The following is a 17733-nucleotide window of genomic DNA, read 5'->3' as shown; positions in this document are numbered from 1 at the left end:
TTAGGAGACCCCCTCTGGAAGTCTGTCGCTGGACGCTATAGCCCGCGTGTAACGGGGGCAGCTCTCCTTCAGGTCGGCTACCTGGACTCCGCGACATCCGTCGTCCTGCTGATCCTCGGCCTTCAGTGGACCGCCAGACTTCCTGGATCAAGCGCCTCGGCTGGTTCGCGGCGATCCTGCTCCGATCCGCTCGGTGGTGCAGCGCTGCGGACGACCTCTATGAAGAGATCCGTATTTTTGAAAATGGACGGAAAGGTTTCACTGCGACCTGAATGTGTGATTTCTAGCTTTCCTGAATCGGCTTGTCGAAGGGTGTCAACACTTCAATGCGTTACTCATCCTGACAGAAGGTTGAGATTTGCCGGTTTCGTCCTTGCAGTTTGTAGTTGACCTTGTGCGGAGGGTTGCCTGCTCACTACAGTCCCCCACCGAACTGAAGATCACGGGGGAGGGTTTGTGGCACGTCTGAAGACTGCCACCGTTCGTTCATGCCTAGCGGCAGCCACTGCTGCGCTGACGACGGTTGCATTTCTGGGCATATCGGGCCAGTTCGTCGCCGATCAAGCTGCTGGTCCGGACGGTGGGCAGACCCTCCGGCTGGCCAACGGCAACGCTGCGGGCAGTGCCGAGAACACGTCGGACGAGGCGGTGAGCCTGCGGACGGCTCAGGAGACCGGTGAGCCGGTACAGGTCACAAGCCTTACGTCGGAAACGACCGAGGTCTTCGCGCTCCCCGACGGACAGTTCCGGGCAGAGATCGCCATGGGCATGCAGCGGTTTTGGCGCGGCACCGAGTGGGTGAAGGTCGACCTGACATTGCGGACGATGCCGGATGGTTCGGTCACCCCCGTCGCTCACCCGAATGACCTACGAATCTCGGGTCAGCGCGGCGCTGGCGAGCACGAACTGGCCGCAGTCGGCGTGGGCGGCGACCGAGTGGCGATGGGCTGGTCCGGTGCCCTGCCCGCACCGCTGCTGGATGGCAACCGTGCCATCTACGTCGATGCCCGGCCGGGTGTGGACCTTGTCGTTGAGGCGACGCGGACGGGGTTCGAGCAGTTCTTGGTCGTGAAGACCAGGGAAGCCGGGACGCAGGTGGAAGAGGTGACCTTCCCGTTCAGCGGTCCCGGCGTTGGGGGATTCAGGCGGGGCGGGGATGGCTCTGTCACTTTGACTGACGAGGCAGGCAAGCAGACCGCTCACATCCCTGCGCCGTTGATGTGGGACGCGAAGAAGAAGCCCATCACCGGTGCCCCAGCTGATCAGAAGCCGGTACACACCGACGTGGCGGAGCGCGGTGATGACGCCGTAGATCTGATCATGGTCCCTGACAGAGACTGGCTGAACGACCCGGCGACCGCGTACCCGGTGACCATCGACCCGACCGTCAGCCCGCTGACCACGACGTTCGACACGTATGTCCGGGAGACGGTGACCACCGACCAGAATGCGGAGCCAGATCTTCAGATCGGTCTGCTGAGCACCTCGCCGCCGACGCTCACCCGTTCGTTCCTCACCTGGGACACCACGGTGCTGGCAGGCAAGCAGATCAACTCCGCGACGGTGTCCTTCTGGAACTTCTGGTCGCACACCTGCGCTGCGACCTCGTGGGAGATCTGGACCACCGCCCCTTCCACCTACACCACGACGTTCACCAACCAGCCCGCCTGGGACGCCGTCGGCCCCGACGCGACGTCCACAGCAACGCTCGGCGGGTCGACCTGCGGCGACGGCTGGGCCACCATCGACGGCAAGACCTTCTTCCAACGCGCTGCCACTGCCAACAAGACCCGCGCCGGCATGGGTGTGCGCGCCACCGACGAGACCGCCATCGCCGGATTCAAGCAGTTCCGCTCCCGGGAGGGCGCAAACTCCGCCGAGGACCCGAAGGCGACGGTTACCTACAACTCCTGGCCGACCGTCACCTCCCGGTCCACCGTCCCCGCCACCAGTTGCGTCACCGGCGCCAGCCGCCCGCTGATCAACACCCTGACCCCACAACTCAAGGCAACCGTCTCCGATGTCGACGGCACCGCCATGACCGTCACCTTCGAGTGGTGGGCCCTCAACGGATCCACCGCTGTCGGCTCGACCGCATCCACCGGCGTCGCGTCCGGGGCCACCGCCACAGCCACCGTTCCGGCTGGGGCCTTCACCGAGGGCAGCAGCTACAAGTGGCGAGTCAAGGCCTCCGACGGGGTGGCCGGCAGTGACCTCTGGACGTCCTTCTGCGAGATGACTGTCTACGTCACCGTGCCTCCGGTCGAGGGCTGCACCGGCGGGGTCGAGAGTGACTTCAATGGTGACGGGGTCGCCGATGTCGCGATAGCCGATCCTGAGGCCACCGTCAACGGTCAGGAGAAAGCCGGCCTTGTCCGGCTTAGCTATGGCGGCACCGGCACGGTGAAGACCCTGCACGAGGGGGCCGAACAGGTGGGAGGTGCCCTCGGCGCTGGCGACGGCTTCGGTACCTCGATTTCCGCCTATGACGCCAACAACGACGGTTGCACCGACCTCGCCGTCGGCATTCCGTACCAGGACGTCTCCGGTCTGGCGGATGCTGGTGTGGTCCACGTGCTGCTCGGTTCACCGGCGGGCCTGGCGCAGGGGCCGGCCTCGCTCGTCTACCACCAGGACGTCACCAACGTGCCGGACGCCGCCGAGGTGGGGGACTGGTTCGGCTACTCGGTTGCCGGGAGCCGGACCGGCGCCGGTCAGGCGTACCTGGTTGTCGGCGCGCCCGGAGAGGACATCGGCGCGGGCGTCGACACCGGCATCGTTCACTACTTGCGGGGCACCATCAACATCGCGGTGAGTCAGGGTGGTGGCCTTCCCGGCGTCGCCGAGACTGACGACCGTACCGGCTACGCGGTCGCCGCGTCGACCCACCACTGGGTGGTCAGCTCGCCGGGCGAGGCGATCGGCAGCGAGGTCTTCGCTGGTGCGGTCAACGTCCTCAGCCACACGTTGACCAACAATCTGCCCACCCTCGCGGCCGAGCTGAACCAGGACGCGGCGAACGTTTCCAATACCGCAGAGGCCAACGACACCTTCGGCAAGTCGGTCTCGATCGCGCCGTACCGTCCTGTCGGCGCACCTGCCGGACAGGCAGACTCATTGCTGGTCATCGGCGTACCCGGCGAGGACATCACCATCGCGGAAACCAACACCCCGGCCCCCGACGCCGGGATGGTGCAGCGGTTCCACGTGAAGTCCACCAACAGCTTCACCGAACTGCCGGCCATAACCTTTGCCTCCGAGGACGGTGACTACCTCGGCGAGAAGGTGGTCGTGGTGAACACCACGCCCACCAGCGAGGGAACCACGGCCACGATTTTCCTCGCGATCGGAGTGCCAGGCGAGGACGCCGGCGCGGACTCTCGCGACTCCGGTCGGGTCCGGGTCTTCCCGGCGCTGGCTAACCCGATCGGCACCCCGGTGACGATCGAGCGCGGCGCGGCGAGCCTGCCCGGCACGCCGACCGTGCAGGAGCTGATCGGCACCTCGCTCGGTGCCACGTCGCAGCAGCTCTACGTCGGCACCCCGTACGGCGATCCAGCCGTGTACGGGTTCACCTGGGCGAGCCTCGCGGCTGGGTCGGCGACGCCGACCGCGACCTGGAAGCCAGGCCAGGACGGCATGCCGGCCGACGAGACCACCTTCGGTGCGGTGATCGGGTGATGCGCCGGATGAAATCGCAGAAATGCACGGGGGAGGACCAGACGGTGGAAGGCCATACACCTAGGCGGGGCTGGCTGCGGCGGGTCGGAATGATGGCATCGCTGGCCGGGCTGTTCGTCGCGTACGCGACGACAGCCACACCGGAGGCACCGCTCAAGGCACCGTCAGCGACGCTGCCCGCCGTAAGCAAGGGAACCACCCGCCAGACCGAGGGCGAGGCCATGGCGGCAGCCAAGGCGACCGGCCAGCGCGTTGAGGTCGGCGCCATGCGGAGCGAGGCGAAGGAGACCTACGCCAACCCCGACGGAACGTTCACCCAGGTCACCCATCAGCAGCCGGTACGAGTCGTGCAGCAGGGGAAATGGGTCCCCGTCGACCCGACACTGGTCAGCCGCAGCGACGGCACCGTCGGTCCCCGGGCCGCCGCGATCGGACTCAGCTTCAGCGGAGGCGGAGCGGGACCGTTCGCCACCATCGAGCGGGCCGGCCGGCGGATGAGCCTCACCTGGCCGGAGTCGTTGCCGGCCCCCCGCCTGGGCGGTGACTCGGCAACCTACACCGACGTGCTGCCGGGAGTGGATCTCGTGGTACGGGCGTCGGTCACCGGGTTCTCCCAGCTACTGGTGGTGAAGGACCGGCAGGCCGCGAAGAATCCGCAGCTGCGCGACCTCACCTTCGGGTTCGAGACCCGCAACCTCACACTGCTCGATGGCGGCGAGGGACGGCTCAAGGCTGTCGATCCGGCGACCGGCGGAACCGTTTTCGAAGCGCCGACCCCGGTGATGTGGGACTCGGGAACGCCCTCTGGCACCGCGCGGACCCTGGCTGGCACCGACCCCGGCAGGGGGGCCCACGAGTCCGCGCGTCGCGCGGAAATCGGCCTTCGATTGAGCGATGACAAGCTCCAGCTCACCCCCGACGCGGCGATGCTCGACCACAGCGCGACGAACTACCCGGTATACATCGACCCCTTCGTCAACGGCACCAGCAACACCGGCTGGGCGATGATCGACTCCGGGTATCCAACCGAGGAGTACTGGAAGTTCGACGACAAGACCGACGAGCGGATTGGCCTCTGCCCGGAGGACTGCGGGCGGAATTCCCAGGTCAAGCGACTGCTGTATGCGCTACCGACGCCCTACCAGGACGACCGCATCTCGATCATCAGCGCCCAGTTCAAAGTGACGATGGTCCACACCTACGACGGCAGCGCCCGCAACGTCTCGCTCTACCGGATGGGAGCGGGCATCAGCTCATCGACGAACTGGAGTAACCAGCCCGCCTGGACAAGGAAGCTCGACACCATCGCTCCAACCGGCACGAAGAGTTCCTGTACGTCGACCAACCAGAACGTGGAGTTCGACGCGAAGGCGGGAGTGGTCGACGCTGCTGTGAACAACTGGTCAACGACCACCTTCGGTATCCGGGCCGACAGCGAGTCGAGCATCTACTACGTCAAGCGGTTCTGTAACAACGCGACTCTGTCGGTGACGTACAACCGTGCGCCCAATAAGCCGCCGGTCTCGGCACTGTCGATGAACCCCGGCGGTGCGTGCGTCTCTGGGGCCTCCCGGCCGTATGTGTCGAGTCTGCCCGTGCTCTACGCCACGCTGACCGACCCGGACACGGGGGACGCGGAGCCGCTACAGGCAAAGTTCCGCGTCACCTGGACGGAGAACGGAACGCTCCAGACGAAAACCTGGACCTCAGGGCAAAAGAACTCGGGCTCAATCTTCTCGTACAACACGGGTGACGCCACCACGGGCGTGCCTCTGCTGCCGCAGAACGTCGTCACCTCCTGGGACGTGCAGGCGTCCGACGGGACGAGTTGGGGACCGTGGAGTTCCGACGGTGCCTTCAAGTGCGAGTTCATCCTCGACAAGGAGAGGCCAGCTGGCCCAGACGTCGACTCGCCCGAGTACCTGCCACTCGACGCGACGGAGTTCACCCCGAAGTGCCCCGAGGACGACCCGAACTGGTACGACGGTGTCGGACACTACGGTACGTTCACCTTCGACTCCGCCGCCCCGGACGTCAACAAGTACGAGTTCGGGTTCGACACCACCCCGTCGGCGGCGAACACGCTCACTCCGGCCACCGACGGCGGCCCAGTCAGCGTGACCTGGCTGCCGGAGGCCGAGGGTTCGCACACCATCCAGGTACGCGCCGTGGACCGCGCGGGTAAGACCAGCGACACCACCTCCTGCACCTTCCAGGTGGCCGCCGGCGTGCCCCCGGTCGGTGAGTGGGGGCTGGCCGACGAGCCGGGCTCGACGGCGGCCGCGGACGCCCGCGGGGTGAACAACGCCCAGGGGTCGGGCGTCGCCTTCGGCCAGCCGGGGCCGGGCGGCCCCGCCGACAGGTCGGCGCAGTTCGACGGGGTCGGCAGCTATCTCGCCACGACCACCACCGGCGTCGTCGACACCAGCAAGGGCTTCGGCATCAGCGTCTGGGCCAAGCTCGGCGACAACAGCCGCGACGGCGTGCTGGTCTCACAGGACGGGTCCGGCGAGCCGGGCTTTGTACTGGGCTTCGACGCCGCCACGGGGAAATGGGTGTTCGAGGTGCCGGCCATGGACGTCAACTCGCTGGGCGGATGGCGTGCGGTCGGCCCGACGGCTCAGGTCGGGGAGTGGGTTCACCTGGTTGCCGTCTACGACGACGTGAAGAAGCAGTTGGCTCTACACGCCAACGCCGCAACCCAGCCCGCGACGGCGGCCCGCCGCTCCGTGTGGAAGGCACGCGGCCCGGTGCAGCTGGGGCGGCGGCTCGCCAAGTCCGGCCACACCGGCTACTTCAGCGGCAATGTGGCCGACGTCGCGGTCTTCAACCGGATCGTCACCCCGCCGGAGATCGCGCAACTGGCCGCCATCAAACCCACCCGCCTGGCCTACTGGGCACTCGACACCGCTGCGGACACCGACGACACTCCCGACACGCCCGAGGCCACCAGCCCGGATCACAGCGGAGACGCGGAGAAGGAGCTGACGCTGCGGGGCGGAGCCACCCTGTTCACCTACGACCCCGACGGGTTCCCGCCGCCGACGGAGACGGCTCTCGTCGGTGCCGGCCACCTGGTGCTCGACGGCGTCGACGACTACGCAGACACTGCCACGGGGGCCAGCACGGCCGGAAACTATTCAGTGACCGCTCGGGTCAAGCTGGCCTCCGACTGCAACCGGGACATGGCGGTCCTGTCCCAGGCCGGCGTACACACGTCGGCGTACACCGTTCGCTGCCGCCTGGACGGCGCCATGCCCCGCTGGGAGCTGGTCCTTCCCGACGGGGACGAGGCCGGTTCGCCGTCGCAGACACTGGTCTTCGATGATCAGCGGCTGGCCACGGTCGAGCAGGGTGGTGCCGACGGCCAGCATCTCGCGCTGACGTACAACGGCTTCCTCAACGAGGTCCGGCTGTACGTCGACGGGCAGCTCGCGGTCAGCGCGAAGGCACCGCATCACGCGACCTGGCCGGCCGGCGGCGGATTGCAGATCGGCCGCTCGCGGCACGACGACGCCTGGGGAGACCACTTCGCCGGAGTCGTCGACGAGGTCCGGGTCTACGACGGCGTCCTCGACGAGGTCACCGTGAGGGCGCTCGCCAATCCGACCGAGCAGCCTGACGTCTGAGTTCCCTCGCGCCCGCCCGACGCCGGCATTCGCGTCGGGCGGGGCACTCTCCCACCTTCACCCGTATACTCGAGCCCCTGGTGGTCCCCTGTGTCAACATTGCCCAAAATGCGGCAAAAATGGCGTCCTGAGCTGCGCCGGCCCAGCGCGGTCGTGGCGGCGGCCGCGTCGGCGATCGTTGCCCTGAGCCTGTTGCAGGTGCCCGCAGCGCCCGCTGCGGCGGCGTACTCCGAGCCACCCCTGCCGAAGCTCGGCGCGCTGGTGCGGGGCAGTGCAGCCCCAGTCAAGCCGCGCACCGTCGACCCCGCCTGGGCGGCCGCCTCCGCTGCTCCAGCGGCACCCGTCTGGCCCGCCGCCGGAACCGTCGACATTCCCGTGGCGGGTCCCTCCGCCAAGAAGCCCACCCCCATCGCGAGGGCTGCCGGCCTCGCCGTGGCGGCCCGCGTGGCGGGCGAACGCGCGGGCGCGTCAGCCGCACTGGGGCGGCTGCGAGTGCGTACCTACGATCGGGCGGTTTCCAGCCGCGCCGGGATCACCGGTCCCACCCTGCGGTTGCAGCAAACCGACACCGCAGCCGACGGGCCGGTCGAGGTGAGCCTCGGGTACCAGGAGTTCGCCGGCAGCTACGGCGGTGACTGGGCCAGTCGACTCCGTGCGGTCGCCTTGCCCGAGTGCGCCCTCACTACGCCGGAGTTGCCCCACTGCCGGCGCCGCACGCCATTGCCGTCAGTTAACGACAGCGAGAAGAAAACTGTCACCGCCCGGATCGACGCCACGACCGACGGGACGCTGCTGGCGTTGGAGGCCGGCGATGCATCCGCCCAGGGCGACTACGCCGCGACCAAGCTCTCGCCCTCGGCGTCCTGGAACGTCGCGCTGAACTCGGGTGGCATGTCGTGGAACTACCCCGTCCGGGTGCCACCGACTCCGGGCCAGCTTGGCCCCCAGCTCAACCTGAACTACTCGTCCCAGTCCGTCGACGGGCAGACGAGCGCCACCAACAACCAGGGGTCGTGGATCGGCGAGGGGTTCAGCTACGAACCGGGCTACATCCAGCGGCGCTACAAGCCCTGCACGGACGACGGGCACGACACCGTCGGCGACCAGTGCTGGGCCCACTACAACGCCACGATGGTCCTCGGCGGGCAGTCCGGCGACCTCATCAAGATCGACGTCGACAACTGGAAGCTCGCTGATGACAGCGGGGCCAAGATCCAGCGTCTGGCCGGAGCGAACAACGGTGACGACGACGGCGAGTACTGGAAGGTTACGACGACCGACGGTACGGAGTACTTCTTCGGGCTGAACCGGCTGCCCGGCTGGACGGGCGCGACCGGACAGGAAGAGACAAGTTCGGCCTGGACCGTCCCGATCTACGGGGACGACGCGGGCGAGCCCTGCAACGACACCAGCGGCTTTGCCAGCTCCTACTGCGACCAGGCATGGCGGTGGAACCTTGACTATGTCAAGGACACCAAGGGCAATGTGATCTCGTACTACTACGGCACCGAGACCAACTACTACGCCCGTGGGGCCAAGACCGACGTCAACGGCGACAACTACCACCGGGCCGGGTGGCTGAAGCGCATCGACTACGGTCAGCGGGAGAGCCAGGTCTACAGCACACCCGCGCCGGCGCGGGTCCGCTTCACCGTGGCCGAGCGCTGTCTCCCGGCCAGCGGCATAGACTGCGACGAGGCAGATCTCAACCAGAGCACGGCGGCGTCCTGGCCGGACGTTCCCTTCGACCGGATCTGCGCGCCGAGTACCCACTGCAAGATTGAGCAATCGGCACCCACCTTCTTCACGCGGAAGCGGCTCACCGGCATCACCACGGAAATCCGATCCGGTACGTCCTGGAGCCCGGTCGACTCCTGGGAACTCACCCACGAGTTCAAGAACAACGGCGATGCTTCCCGTACCCTTTGGCTGAGCAAGATCACCCAAACGGGCCACCGGGGCGGCGCCACGCTCACCCTGCCGTCGGTCGAGCTGGTCGGCATCCAGATGCCCAACCGCATCGACGCCCCCGACGACATGATTTCCGAACTCAACCGCTACCGGCTCAAAACGATCTACACCGACACCGGGGCGCAGATCGACGTCACCTACGGCCCAGCGGAATGTACCGCGGGAAGCCGGCCCAAGCCGGGGGAGTCGACGAAGCGGTGCTACCCGGTGATCTGGCGCCCGGTGGACGACGACAAGACCATCACGGACTGGTTCCACAAGTACGTCGTCGAGGAAATCATCACCACCGACCGGACCGGCGGCGGCGCTGACATGGTGACCAGGTACGAGTACGACGGAGACGCCGGCTGGCGGAAGAACAAGCCGGACGGCATCACCAAGAACTCCGACCTGACCTGGGGGGACTGGCGAGGGTACGAAAAGGTCATCGTGCGGACCGGCGACGGCCAGAGCATGCCGACCCGGGTTGACAACATCTTCCTGCGGGGCATGCACGGCGATCCTCTGCCGGATGGCGGTACCCGCAACGTGACCGTCACCGACTCCGTAGGCACCACCTACACCGATCTGGACGAGTGGTCGGCGCACCCACTGGAGACGCTGACGTACGACGGGTCGACGGTGGTCAGTAAGTCGATCAGCAAGCCCTGGTTGCACCATACCCACACGCAGACCGAGTCCTGGGGCACGCGCCACGCATCCCTTGTCCGCACCGAGAGCATCCGGAGCTTCACGGCCCTCAAGCCGGACGCGGCGGGCACCCCCCGGTGGCGCGAGAACAGGACGGTCACCACGCACGACACCTCGTGGGGTCGGGCCACCCAGGTCGAGGACCTCGGCGACGTGTCGCGAAGCAGCGACGACACGTGCACCCGCACCTGGTACGCCGACAATCCCGACAAGCACCTGTACACCTATGTCAAGCGCACCGAGAAGCTCTCGGTGAACTGCGGCGTGGCCAACCCCGACCGGTCCAAGCAGGTCCTTACCGACACCCGCACCTACTACGACCAGCAGGGCTACGGAGTGGCCCCGACGGCGGGTGTGGTGAGCAGGGGTGAGGAGCTGGCCGCCCACGACGGCACCACTCCCACCTACTCACCCGTGGGTGAGATGACGGTCGATGCCTACGGGCGGACGCTGACCGAGAAGGATGCCGCGGGAAACACCGCGAGCACCGCATACGTCGAGACCAATGGGTTGACCACCCAGATGGCGGTGACCAATCCGCTCAAGCACGCGACCACCACCACCGTCGAACCGAGCCTGGGGCTGCCGACCACCATCGTCGACCCGAACGGTAAGCGGATTGATCTTTCGTACGACTCCCTCGGCCGCCTGGTCGAGGTCTGGCTCGCCAACCGGTCGAGGAGCCTGGGACAGACGCCGAGCATCAAGTACACCTACCTGGTTCGTACGGACAAGGCCCTGGTCATCAAGACCGAGAAACTCAAGAACGACGGCACCTACCGCGCCGTCTACGACATCCTCGACAGCCTGACGCGCCCCCGGCAGAGCCAGCAGGAAGGGCCTGACGGGGGTTGGCTGATCAGCGACCTGTTCTACTCCGGTACCGGGCAGGTGGCCAAGAAGAACGAGCCATACCATGCCCTCGGCACCCCCGGCGACCAGCCCATCGTCGATCCTGAGGGATCGACGAACGGGCAGACGTCCTACCTCTACGACGGTGCCGGCCGCACGACGGCGGAGATCTTCTCCGTCGCCGGCGACGAACGCTGGCGGACTACCACCAGCTACGAGGGCGACCGGACTCATGTCGATCCTCCAGACGGCGCCACGCCTACCACTACCGTCACCGACGCCCGCGGTAACACCGTCGAGATCCACCATTACAAGGGGGACAGCCCTTCCGGCCCGGCGGACGTCATCCGCTACACCCACACCCCGGGGGGCGAGCTGGAGTCGATGACGGACGCCGCGAACAACGTCTGGCGGTACAGCTACAACCAGCTCGGGCAAAAGGTCAAGGACGAAGACCCTGACCGAGGAATCACCGAGTACGCGTACGACACACTGGGCCGGCTCGAGTACGTCACCGACAGCCGCGGCGAAAAGCTCAAGTACGTCTACGACGCGTTGGGTCGGAAGACGCAGACCTGGCGGGTGCCCGCGACGGGCAATGTGAAACTCGCCGAATGGTCCTACGACGGTCTCGCCAAGGGGCAGCTGCACTGGGCCGCCCGCTACGTCAGCGGACAGGCCTACGGCGTCACGTACTCGAACCTGGACTCGTTCTACCGGCCCGGAAAGACCAGCTACACCATCCCGTCCGGGGCGGGCACCGAACTCGCCAAGACGTACGACTTCACCCAGGTGTACAACCTCGACGACACCGTGCAGAGCACGGGCCTACCGGCTGCCGCGAATCTCCCGGCTGAGGCAGTCGTCACGACCTACGACGCGCTGCTTCGTCCCACCGGACTGGCGAATGGCACGAGCAGCTACGTCACCGGTACGAGCTACAGCCGGACCGGCGAGCTGATGAGGTTGGAACTCTCCGTCGGCAACGGCAAGAAGGCGGTCCACAACTGGACCTATGAGCGGGGCACCGGCCGCCTGCTCACCTCCCGCCTCGACCGGCCGCACGCCTCGACCGTCGACAGCGACGCCCTGTACAACTACGACGAGGCCGGCAACATCCTTTCCATCAGCGACACCCCGGCCGGGGGGAATCGCGACATCCAGTGCTTCACCTACGACCACCTGCGGCGGCTCACCGAGGCGTGGTCGACGGACAACACCAACACCGACTCCTGCGCGGGTGGCCCCGCCACCACCGGTGTCGGCGGGCCTGCGCCCTACCACCACTCCTGGGAGATCGACGAGGTCGGTAACCGGAAGACCGAGACGATCCACGGGGTAAACGGTGCCAGCGACACCACCCGTAGCTACAAATATCCGGCCTCCGGGTCAGCCAGGCCGCACACGCTGAGCTCCGTCGAGGAGACGGATGCCAACGGGACCAGGACCTACCGGTACGGATATGACCAGGCAGGAAACACGAAGTGCCGCCCGAGTGCAGGTGCCGTCAACGACTGCGAGACCGGCGCCGGCAGCCAGTCGCTCACGTGGGATGCCGAGGGCAAGTTGACCACGGTCACGGTCGACGGCAAGTCCACCAGTTTCATCTACGACGCCGACGGGAACCGGTTGGTCCGCAAGGAGCCGGACGCCACCACCGTCTACCTCCCCGGGATGGAACTCCGGCTCGACCTCGCCAACCGCTCGGTCACCGGCACCCGGTTCTACAGCTTCGCCGGTCGGACGGTGGCCGTCCGGGGCCCCGGCGGGGTCAGCTTCCCAGCCAGTGACCAGCACGGTACGGCGCACAGCAGCGTCGACGCCGGCACAGGAGCTATCACCTGGCGGCGGACCACTCCCTACGGTGGACCGCGCGGCGCGCAGCCCGCCACCTGGCCGGACCAACGTGGCTTCGTGGGTGGAACCATCGATCCGACAACGGGTCTGACCCAGTTGGGAGCCAGGTCCTACGATCAGGCCATCGGGCGGTTCATCTCGGTCGACGCGCTCATCGACCCCGCTGACGCACAGCAGTGGAACGGCTACGCTTACGCCAACAACAGTCCGGTCACCTCGAGTGACCCGAGCGGGCTGATCGAACTCGAGTACAGCGAAGGCGACAACGGTGCGGCCGGGGCCGGCGGCAGTGGTAGCAGTGGTAGCAGTGGTAACAGCAACCCATACTCGTCCGATGAGGAGGAGCGGGCGTCGACCGGTGACCCCGAGCGCGCCAGGGAACTCCGGAAGAAGCGCTTCAAGCAGATCAAGGAAGGGCGTTTCGATTTCAGCCACCTCTTCGACAAGGTGGACATCGACATCAAATGCAAGGGCCCCTTATCGAGACTCGCGTGCAACTTCGCCGAGGAGGTGGCCGAGGACAAGATCCTCGACGAACTCATCCGGCGCACGCTGGACCGGATCGACGAGTCGCGGAGCCTGAACGGCAAGGAATTCGGCTTCAGTAACGACGAATTCGCCATCGCCTTCGAGTTGGCCTGGGGTAAGGACGGGAACGAGGGCGGCAAGCACGTCGAGTCCCGTGGCGACGGGCGTCGGGGGGCGGGGCTCGACGACATGCCGGTCGTGGGCGCCAGCGACAACAAGGGCTTCGACGCCTACGTCGACGGCGTTCGCTCGGAATTCAAGACGGTCCGCACGAACACGAAGAGTGCCGTGCACAACGCTATGCGCAACGCAAAAAAGCAACACGCCGGCGACGTGTACATTCGGGTGGAGGGAGTCGATGCCGCTTCGGTGAACGGGGGACTGAAAGAACACAATAAACGACCTGGTACGGTGTTGAAGAACATTTCGGTTTTCGGCACCGACTCGAACGGGGATCGCTGGCGGGCGGACCTACAGCCCATCCCGAACGACATTGATTGCGCCGGAATCGACTGGGTTAGCTGCTGATCGGCGAACAGATGGCCATGGACAAGAACCTGCTTTTAGGGGCTGCAGACCCTGATGAGGACCTACAGACGCGAGAGGTTGTGGCAGACCTCGAGGTGGTGCTCGGTTTCAAGCTCTCCCCGGAGCGGACGGGAAAGGAGATGTTCCTCGGGGGCGACGATCGGGGTCATGCATGGTTGACGTGGGAGCCCGAGGATTGGGAGCCGTTCCAGAGTCATCCCTTCACCCTGGACATCGCCACCAGTGAGCCGGAGGTGCCGTACGTAACTTCCCTGTTCGAGCGGTTGGCCGGTCTCGGCCGGTATCGCGTGATCCTGCTGCTGGACCATGCCTGTGTCCGGTCGACGCACTTCCCTTGCGAGGAATGGTGACCCGGCCAGACGGCCACTGACGGTCAACGGCGTTGGTGGCGCTACGCAAGCGCGGAGGGTGTGGACTAGGGGCACCACGCCCTCCGTGCCGCGTACCTGAGTCGGTGCCTGCCGCCGGCCGGCGACCGCAGGGTGGGTCGGATCCGTCCCGTTCCGACATGGTGGCCCGCCCGTCGCATGGCCGTCGTCAGTCAGGCCGGAAGCAGTTGGGTAGCATTCGCCGGTACTGGTCCGCCCACCTTCAGCCAGGCAGAACGACGCCAGCCGGACGTCCGGGCGGCCAGATGCTTGCCCCAACCGAGCATCGCCGGGCCGACCATCAGCCGTAGCTCGTCGACCAGGTCGTGAGGGATCAGCGTCTGCGTTAGCCGTGCGCTGCGGAATAACGTGCTGCTTGCCCTCGCTCGACTCCCTGAGCCCGCTTAGGTTGACCGGTGTCTGATCAACAGTAAGTTCTGCGCCATAGCTCTCGACATAGGAAGGCTATGCTGTGCGAGCCCGGCGGACGGAAGCCGCTTCACCATAGCGTTTGGCTACGAATGAATCCCGCAGCGGAGGAACTTTTGACATCGTTGATGGTGGTTGGGTCTCTGCCTGAGTTTATCGTCCTGCTGGCAGGGTTGGGGCTGGTGCTGTTTCGGCAGCGGCGACTTGGCTCGGTCACCTGGATGGCCGTGGGGGCATTGGCGATGCTGATCGCTGCGCTTGTGACGACCACCGTGTGGACGGTGTATCAGCTGAACTTGCTGACCGGTGACCACGACGAAGCCTGGCGTTTCGTGCTGCAGTGGAACAAGCCGATCAGGAGCCTCGCCGGGGTGCTGAGCACCATCGGAATGCTGCTGCTGGTGTTGTCGATTTTTGCGGCCCGGCGGCCACGATGTCCTGACGCTGACCCGACCGACAGGGAGTCCGAGCGTGGAAGCGTCGACAACGTGCCTGGCAGAGTGATGTGATGAACGACCTCTGGGACTTGCCTTACCCCACGATTGTGTTGGTAGGTCTGGTCGTGGCGATTGTGCTGCGTCGGCGGCTGGGTGCGGCGGCCGGCGCAGCGATCACCGGCTTCGCGATTCTCGTCGTCGGCTACGGTGCGGAGCTGTGGTGGGCGATCTTCCTGGAGGAGTGGTCCCGCACGTCGGTGCGGGACCACTCCGAAGGTGGACTTCCCAAGATCACCGCATACCCGCCGGGGCTGGTCGCGGCCGCTCTGGGGCTGACCCTTGCTCATGCGGGTGGAATGGCGCTGCTGGTCCTCTCAGTCCTGCGAGGTCGAAGCGACCAGCGACCAACGGCCGAGCTTCGTGGACTGATTCTCAGGGAGTTACCAACTGAATGACAACGGGCAGCAGCGCGCCACGGACGCCTTCAGACGCTGGCGGAGTTGTTCCGCCGCGACGACGGGCCGCCAGACCGCTACGCGGTCCGGCCCCTGCTCGCCCCAGCGTACTTCAACGACCCGTTCGCTTGGTCCTGTCGGCAAGCGGCTCCGACTCGGCGGCGGAAGGGATGTCCAACGCCTGCTCTGGTGACGGCGGATGGTGTGCGCGATGTGTGCTCTCCTGCCGGTGCCGCCGTGGGACAACCGGTGCCACGTCCGGTCAACCGGAGTCAACGATCATGGTCGCTGGTGCGCCCGGTGTGGTCGACGTGTGGTCATCGGCCGCGTCAGCCAGGCGGGACGACGCAGGTCAACGTAGGCCACTCCCTGCCACCCCGGGTCGACGCGCAGGTCGCTAGACTGGGCACTCGCGCCCTCGTAGCTCAGGGGATAGAGCATCGGTTTCCTAAACCGTGTGTCGCAGGTTCGAATCCTGCCGGGGGCACCTCGAAGATCAGCGAAAACCCCACATGAGCTGGCAATACGCACAGTGCTCGATCGGTGGGCGTGTGCAGCCGTAGGCCACCAGAAGCCGCCGTTTGTCGTGGGTCGCGGAACATGCGCGGAATGATCTTGTAGGCGTCTGCCCAGTTCAGATGGGGTGCCCGGGGCGAGATCCGGAACAGCGGCCATCATGCGGGCCAAGCCACCCCGGTCAACACCTCGTCGATCCGGCCGTTGACGGTGGCCTCTTCCCCGTCGATGCACTTGGCGTAGACCTTGAGCAGAACATCGACGGAGTGTCCGGCCCGCTCGGCGACCTCGGTTGCCGGGACACCAGCGTTGAGCCACAAGGAGACGGCAGCGTGCCGCAGGTCGTACGGCCGTCCGGCGAGCGGGGAGTCAACCTGACGCGGAGTCAACGCCAGGCGGCGCGCTGCCTCCCAGACACGGGAGTACGTCGAGGCGGCAACCACGTTGTCTCGCTCGCTGCGGAATAGGCGGCCATCCTTGGCGATGCCGAAGCGCTCGATGTGCTCCCGCAGGATCTTTACCAGCGCAGGCGGGATGGGCACGCTGCGTGGCTCGTCCTCCGCCCGGTGCTTGAGCCCGCGATCGTCGTGAACTTGACCGCTGTCGGTCCAGCGCTTGCCCGCCTGGGGGCGACTCTTCGTCAGCGTCAGTCGACCCCATCCCTTCTCGGGAAGGTCACAGTCCTGCTCTCGGAGCCCCAGTGCCTCCCCGGGGCGGAGCGCGGCGAAGTACAGGCAGGCGAAGAACCCGACCAGCCGCTCACCACGTTTCGCCTTCCCCCGCTGGCCGACATAGGTGAGTGCGACCAGCAGCTCCAACGCTTGACGCTGGTTGACGACCACCCGACGATCGACGACCTCGGCGACCTTCTTGCGCTGCGACCGCACACGGAGCTTGTCGATCGGGTTGAACTCCAGCTCTTCCAACTCGACCGCGTACTGAAGCGCGTTGTAGAACACCGACCGCTTTCGACGCACGGTTGTCGCGGCGGCCGGCTTGCCGTCGAGCTTTACCGCCAGGACGTCGAGCGTCTTCCGCACGATCCCAGCATCGCGAAGATCGGGCAGCTGCAGGGAGGCGTGACGCAGCCAGCGCATCGCGTCGGCGATGTCCGGCGGCATGGCCAGGCCACGAACCGGCGGTGGCAACACGTGGTCTCGCAGTGCCCGACGAAGCAGCTCTACCGGCGGCCAGCCGGGGGCGTCCTTGACGAGCGCCGCTGTGACGGTGGCGAGCGCTTCCGTCATGCTGTCTCGCGACTTGGCCGCTGCACCCGGCCACTTCATGTCGAGGTACTTCTCGGTGAACTCCAGCCACGTTACGGCTGCTGGGGTTTCCATCATCGAGTCCGGTAGCCCGGTCTCGACGTCGAACGCCTCACCCTGGTTTGCGGCTTGCATCAGGTCGGACCGGAAGCTGTCCGCCAATGCCCGAGTGACGAACGTCCGGGACTTCTCGCGACCGGCGACCACCCAGCGGACCGTGTACGACCGCTTCCCCTTCTTCGACCGGCCGCTCTCTGTGGTGTTGGTCTTGATCGCCCAGATACGGACGCGGCGAGACTTCATGCCGCCACCTCGCGCCGCTGCTCTAGCCAGATCCGGAGATCCCGCCTTGATATCCGGAGCTCTCCGTTTGGGAGGCGGATGCAGGCTGGAGCGATGCCGAGTTCACGCCACCGGTAGAACGTCCGGCGCGACACGTTGTTGAGCGTGGCAAGCACCTCCGGAACGGTCATGAGTTCGTCGTCCAAGGTCAGTTCCTTCCTCCT

Annotated in this window: 9 protein-coding genes and 1 tRNA gene; 8 read left to right on the top strand and 2 right to left on the bottom strand. The window is 66.4% G+C overall.

Annotation, left to right across the window (positions count from 1 at the left end):
* The first annotated feature begins 125 nt into the window (after positions 1 to 125).
* From GA0074692_RS35415 to GA0074692_RS21905, 8 genes are all read left to right on the top strand, one after another.
* Positions 126 to 272, top strand: coding sequence for a hypothetical protein (locus GA0074692_RS35415; RefSeq protein ID WP_218106700.1), 147 nt, complete (start codon positions 126 to 128; stop codon positions 270 to 272).
* 184 nt (positions 273 to 456) lie between these two features.
* The gene (locus GA0074692_RS21935; protein WP_091647032.1) at positions 457 to 3681 is read left to right on the top strand and encodes an FG-GAP-like repeat-containing protein; all 3225 of its coding nucleotides are present in this window, start codon (positions 457 to 459) and stop codon (positions 3679 to 3681) included.
* 8 nt (positions 3682 to 3689) lie between these two features.
* On the top strand, positions 3690 to 7310 hold the full coding sequence (locus GA0074692_RS21930; RefSeq protein WP_176738539.1) for a LamG domain-containing protein: 3621 nt from the start codon (positions 3690 to 3692) through the stop codon (positions 7308 to 7310).
* Positions 7311 to 7418: 108 nt separating this feature from the next.
* On the top strand, positions 7419 to 13736 hold the full coding sequence (locus tag GA0074692_RS21925) for an RHS repeat-associated core domain-containing protein (protein WP_141725371.1): 6318 nt from the start codon (positions 7419 to 7421) through the stop codon (positions 13734 to 13736).
* A gap of 17 nt (positions 13737 to 13753) precedes the next feature.
* Complete coding sequence (locus GA0074692_RS21920; protein WP_141725370.1) at positions 13754 to 14107, top strand: hypothetical protein; 354 nt, start codon at positions 13754 to 13756, stop codon at positions 14105 to 14107.
* Positions 14108 to 14646: 539 nt separating this feature from the next.
* Positions 14647 to 15063: a hypothetical protein gene (locus GA0074692_RS21915; protein WP_141725369.1), complete on the top strand. Its 417-nt coding sequence runs from the start codon at positions 14647 to 14649 to the stop codon at positions 15061 to 15063.
* Positions 15063 to 15446 (top strand): hypothetical protein, encoded by a 384-nt coding sequence (locus GA0074692_RS21910; protein WP_141725368.1) that lies wholly within the window; start codon positions 15063 to 15065, stop codon positions 15444 to 15446. Before GA0074692_RS21915 ends, GA0074692_RS21910 begins: the two co-directional genes overlap by 1 nt.
* Positions 15447 to 15860: 414 nt before the next feature.
* Positions 15861 to 15933, top strand: a tRNA-Arg gene (locus tag GA0074692_RS21905).
* 187 nt (positions 15934 to 16120) lie between these two features.
* Here the strand turns inward: GA0074692_RS21905 and GA0074692_RS21900 are convergent.
* Both GA0074692_RS21900 and GA0074692_RS21895 read right to left on the bottom strand, forming a co-directional pair.
* Positions 16121 to 17530 (bottom strand): tyrosine-type recombinase/integrase, encoded by a 1410-nt coding sequence (locus tag GA0074692_RS21900; protein ID WP_091647026.1) that lies wholly within the window; start codon positions 17528 to 17530, stop codon positions 16121 to 16123.
* Complete coding sequence (locus GA0074692_RS21895; RefSeq protein ID WP_091647025.1) at positions 17527 to 17715, bottom strand: helix-turn-helix transcriptional regulator; 189 nt, start codon at positions 17713 to 17715, stop codon at positions 17527 to 17529. Before GA0074692_RS21895 ends, GA0074692_RS21900 begins: the two co-directional genes overlap by 4 nt.
* Positions 17716 to 17733 lie beyond the last annotated feature (18 nt).

This window comes from Micromonospora pallida, from assembly GCF_900090325.1.
GTDB lineage: Bacteria > Actinomycetota > Actinomycetes > Mycobacteriales > Micromonosporaceae > Micromonospora > Micromonospora pallida.
Note: the sequence above shows the minus strand (reverse complement) of the source record. Positions and strands in the feature narration are given on the sequence as shown.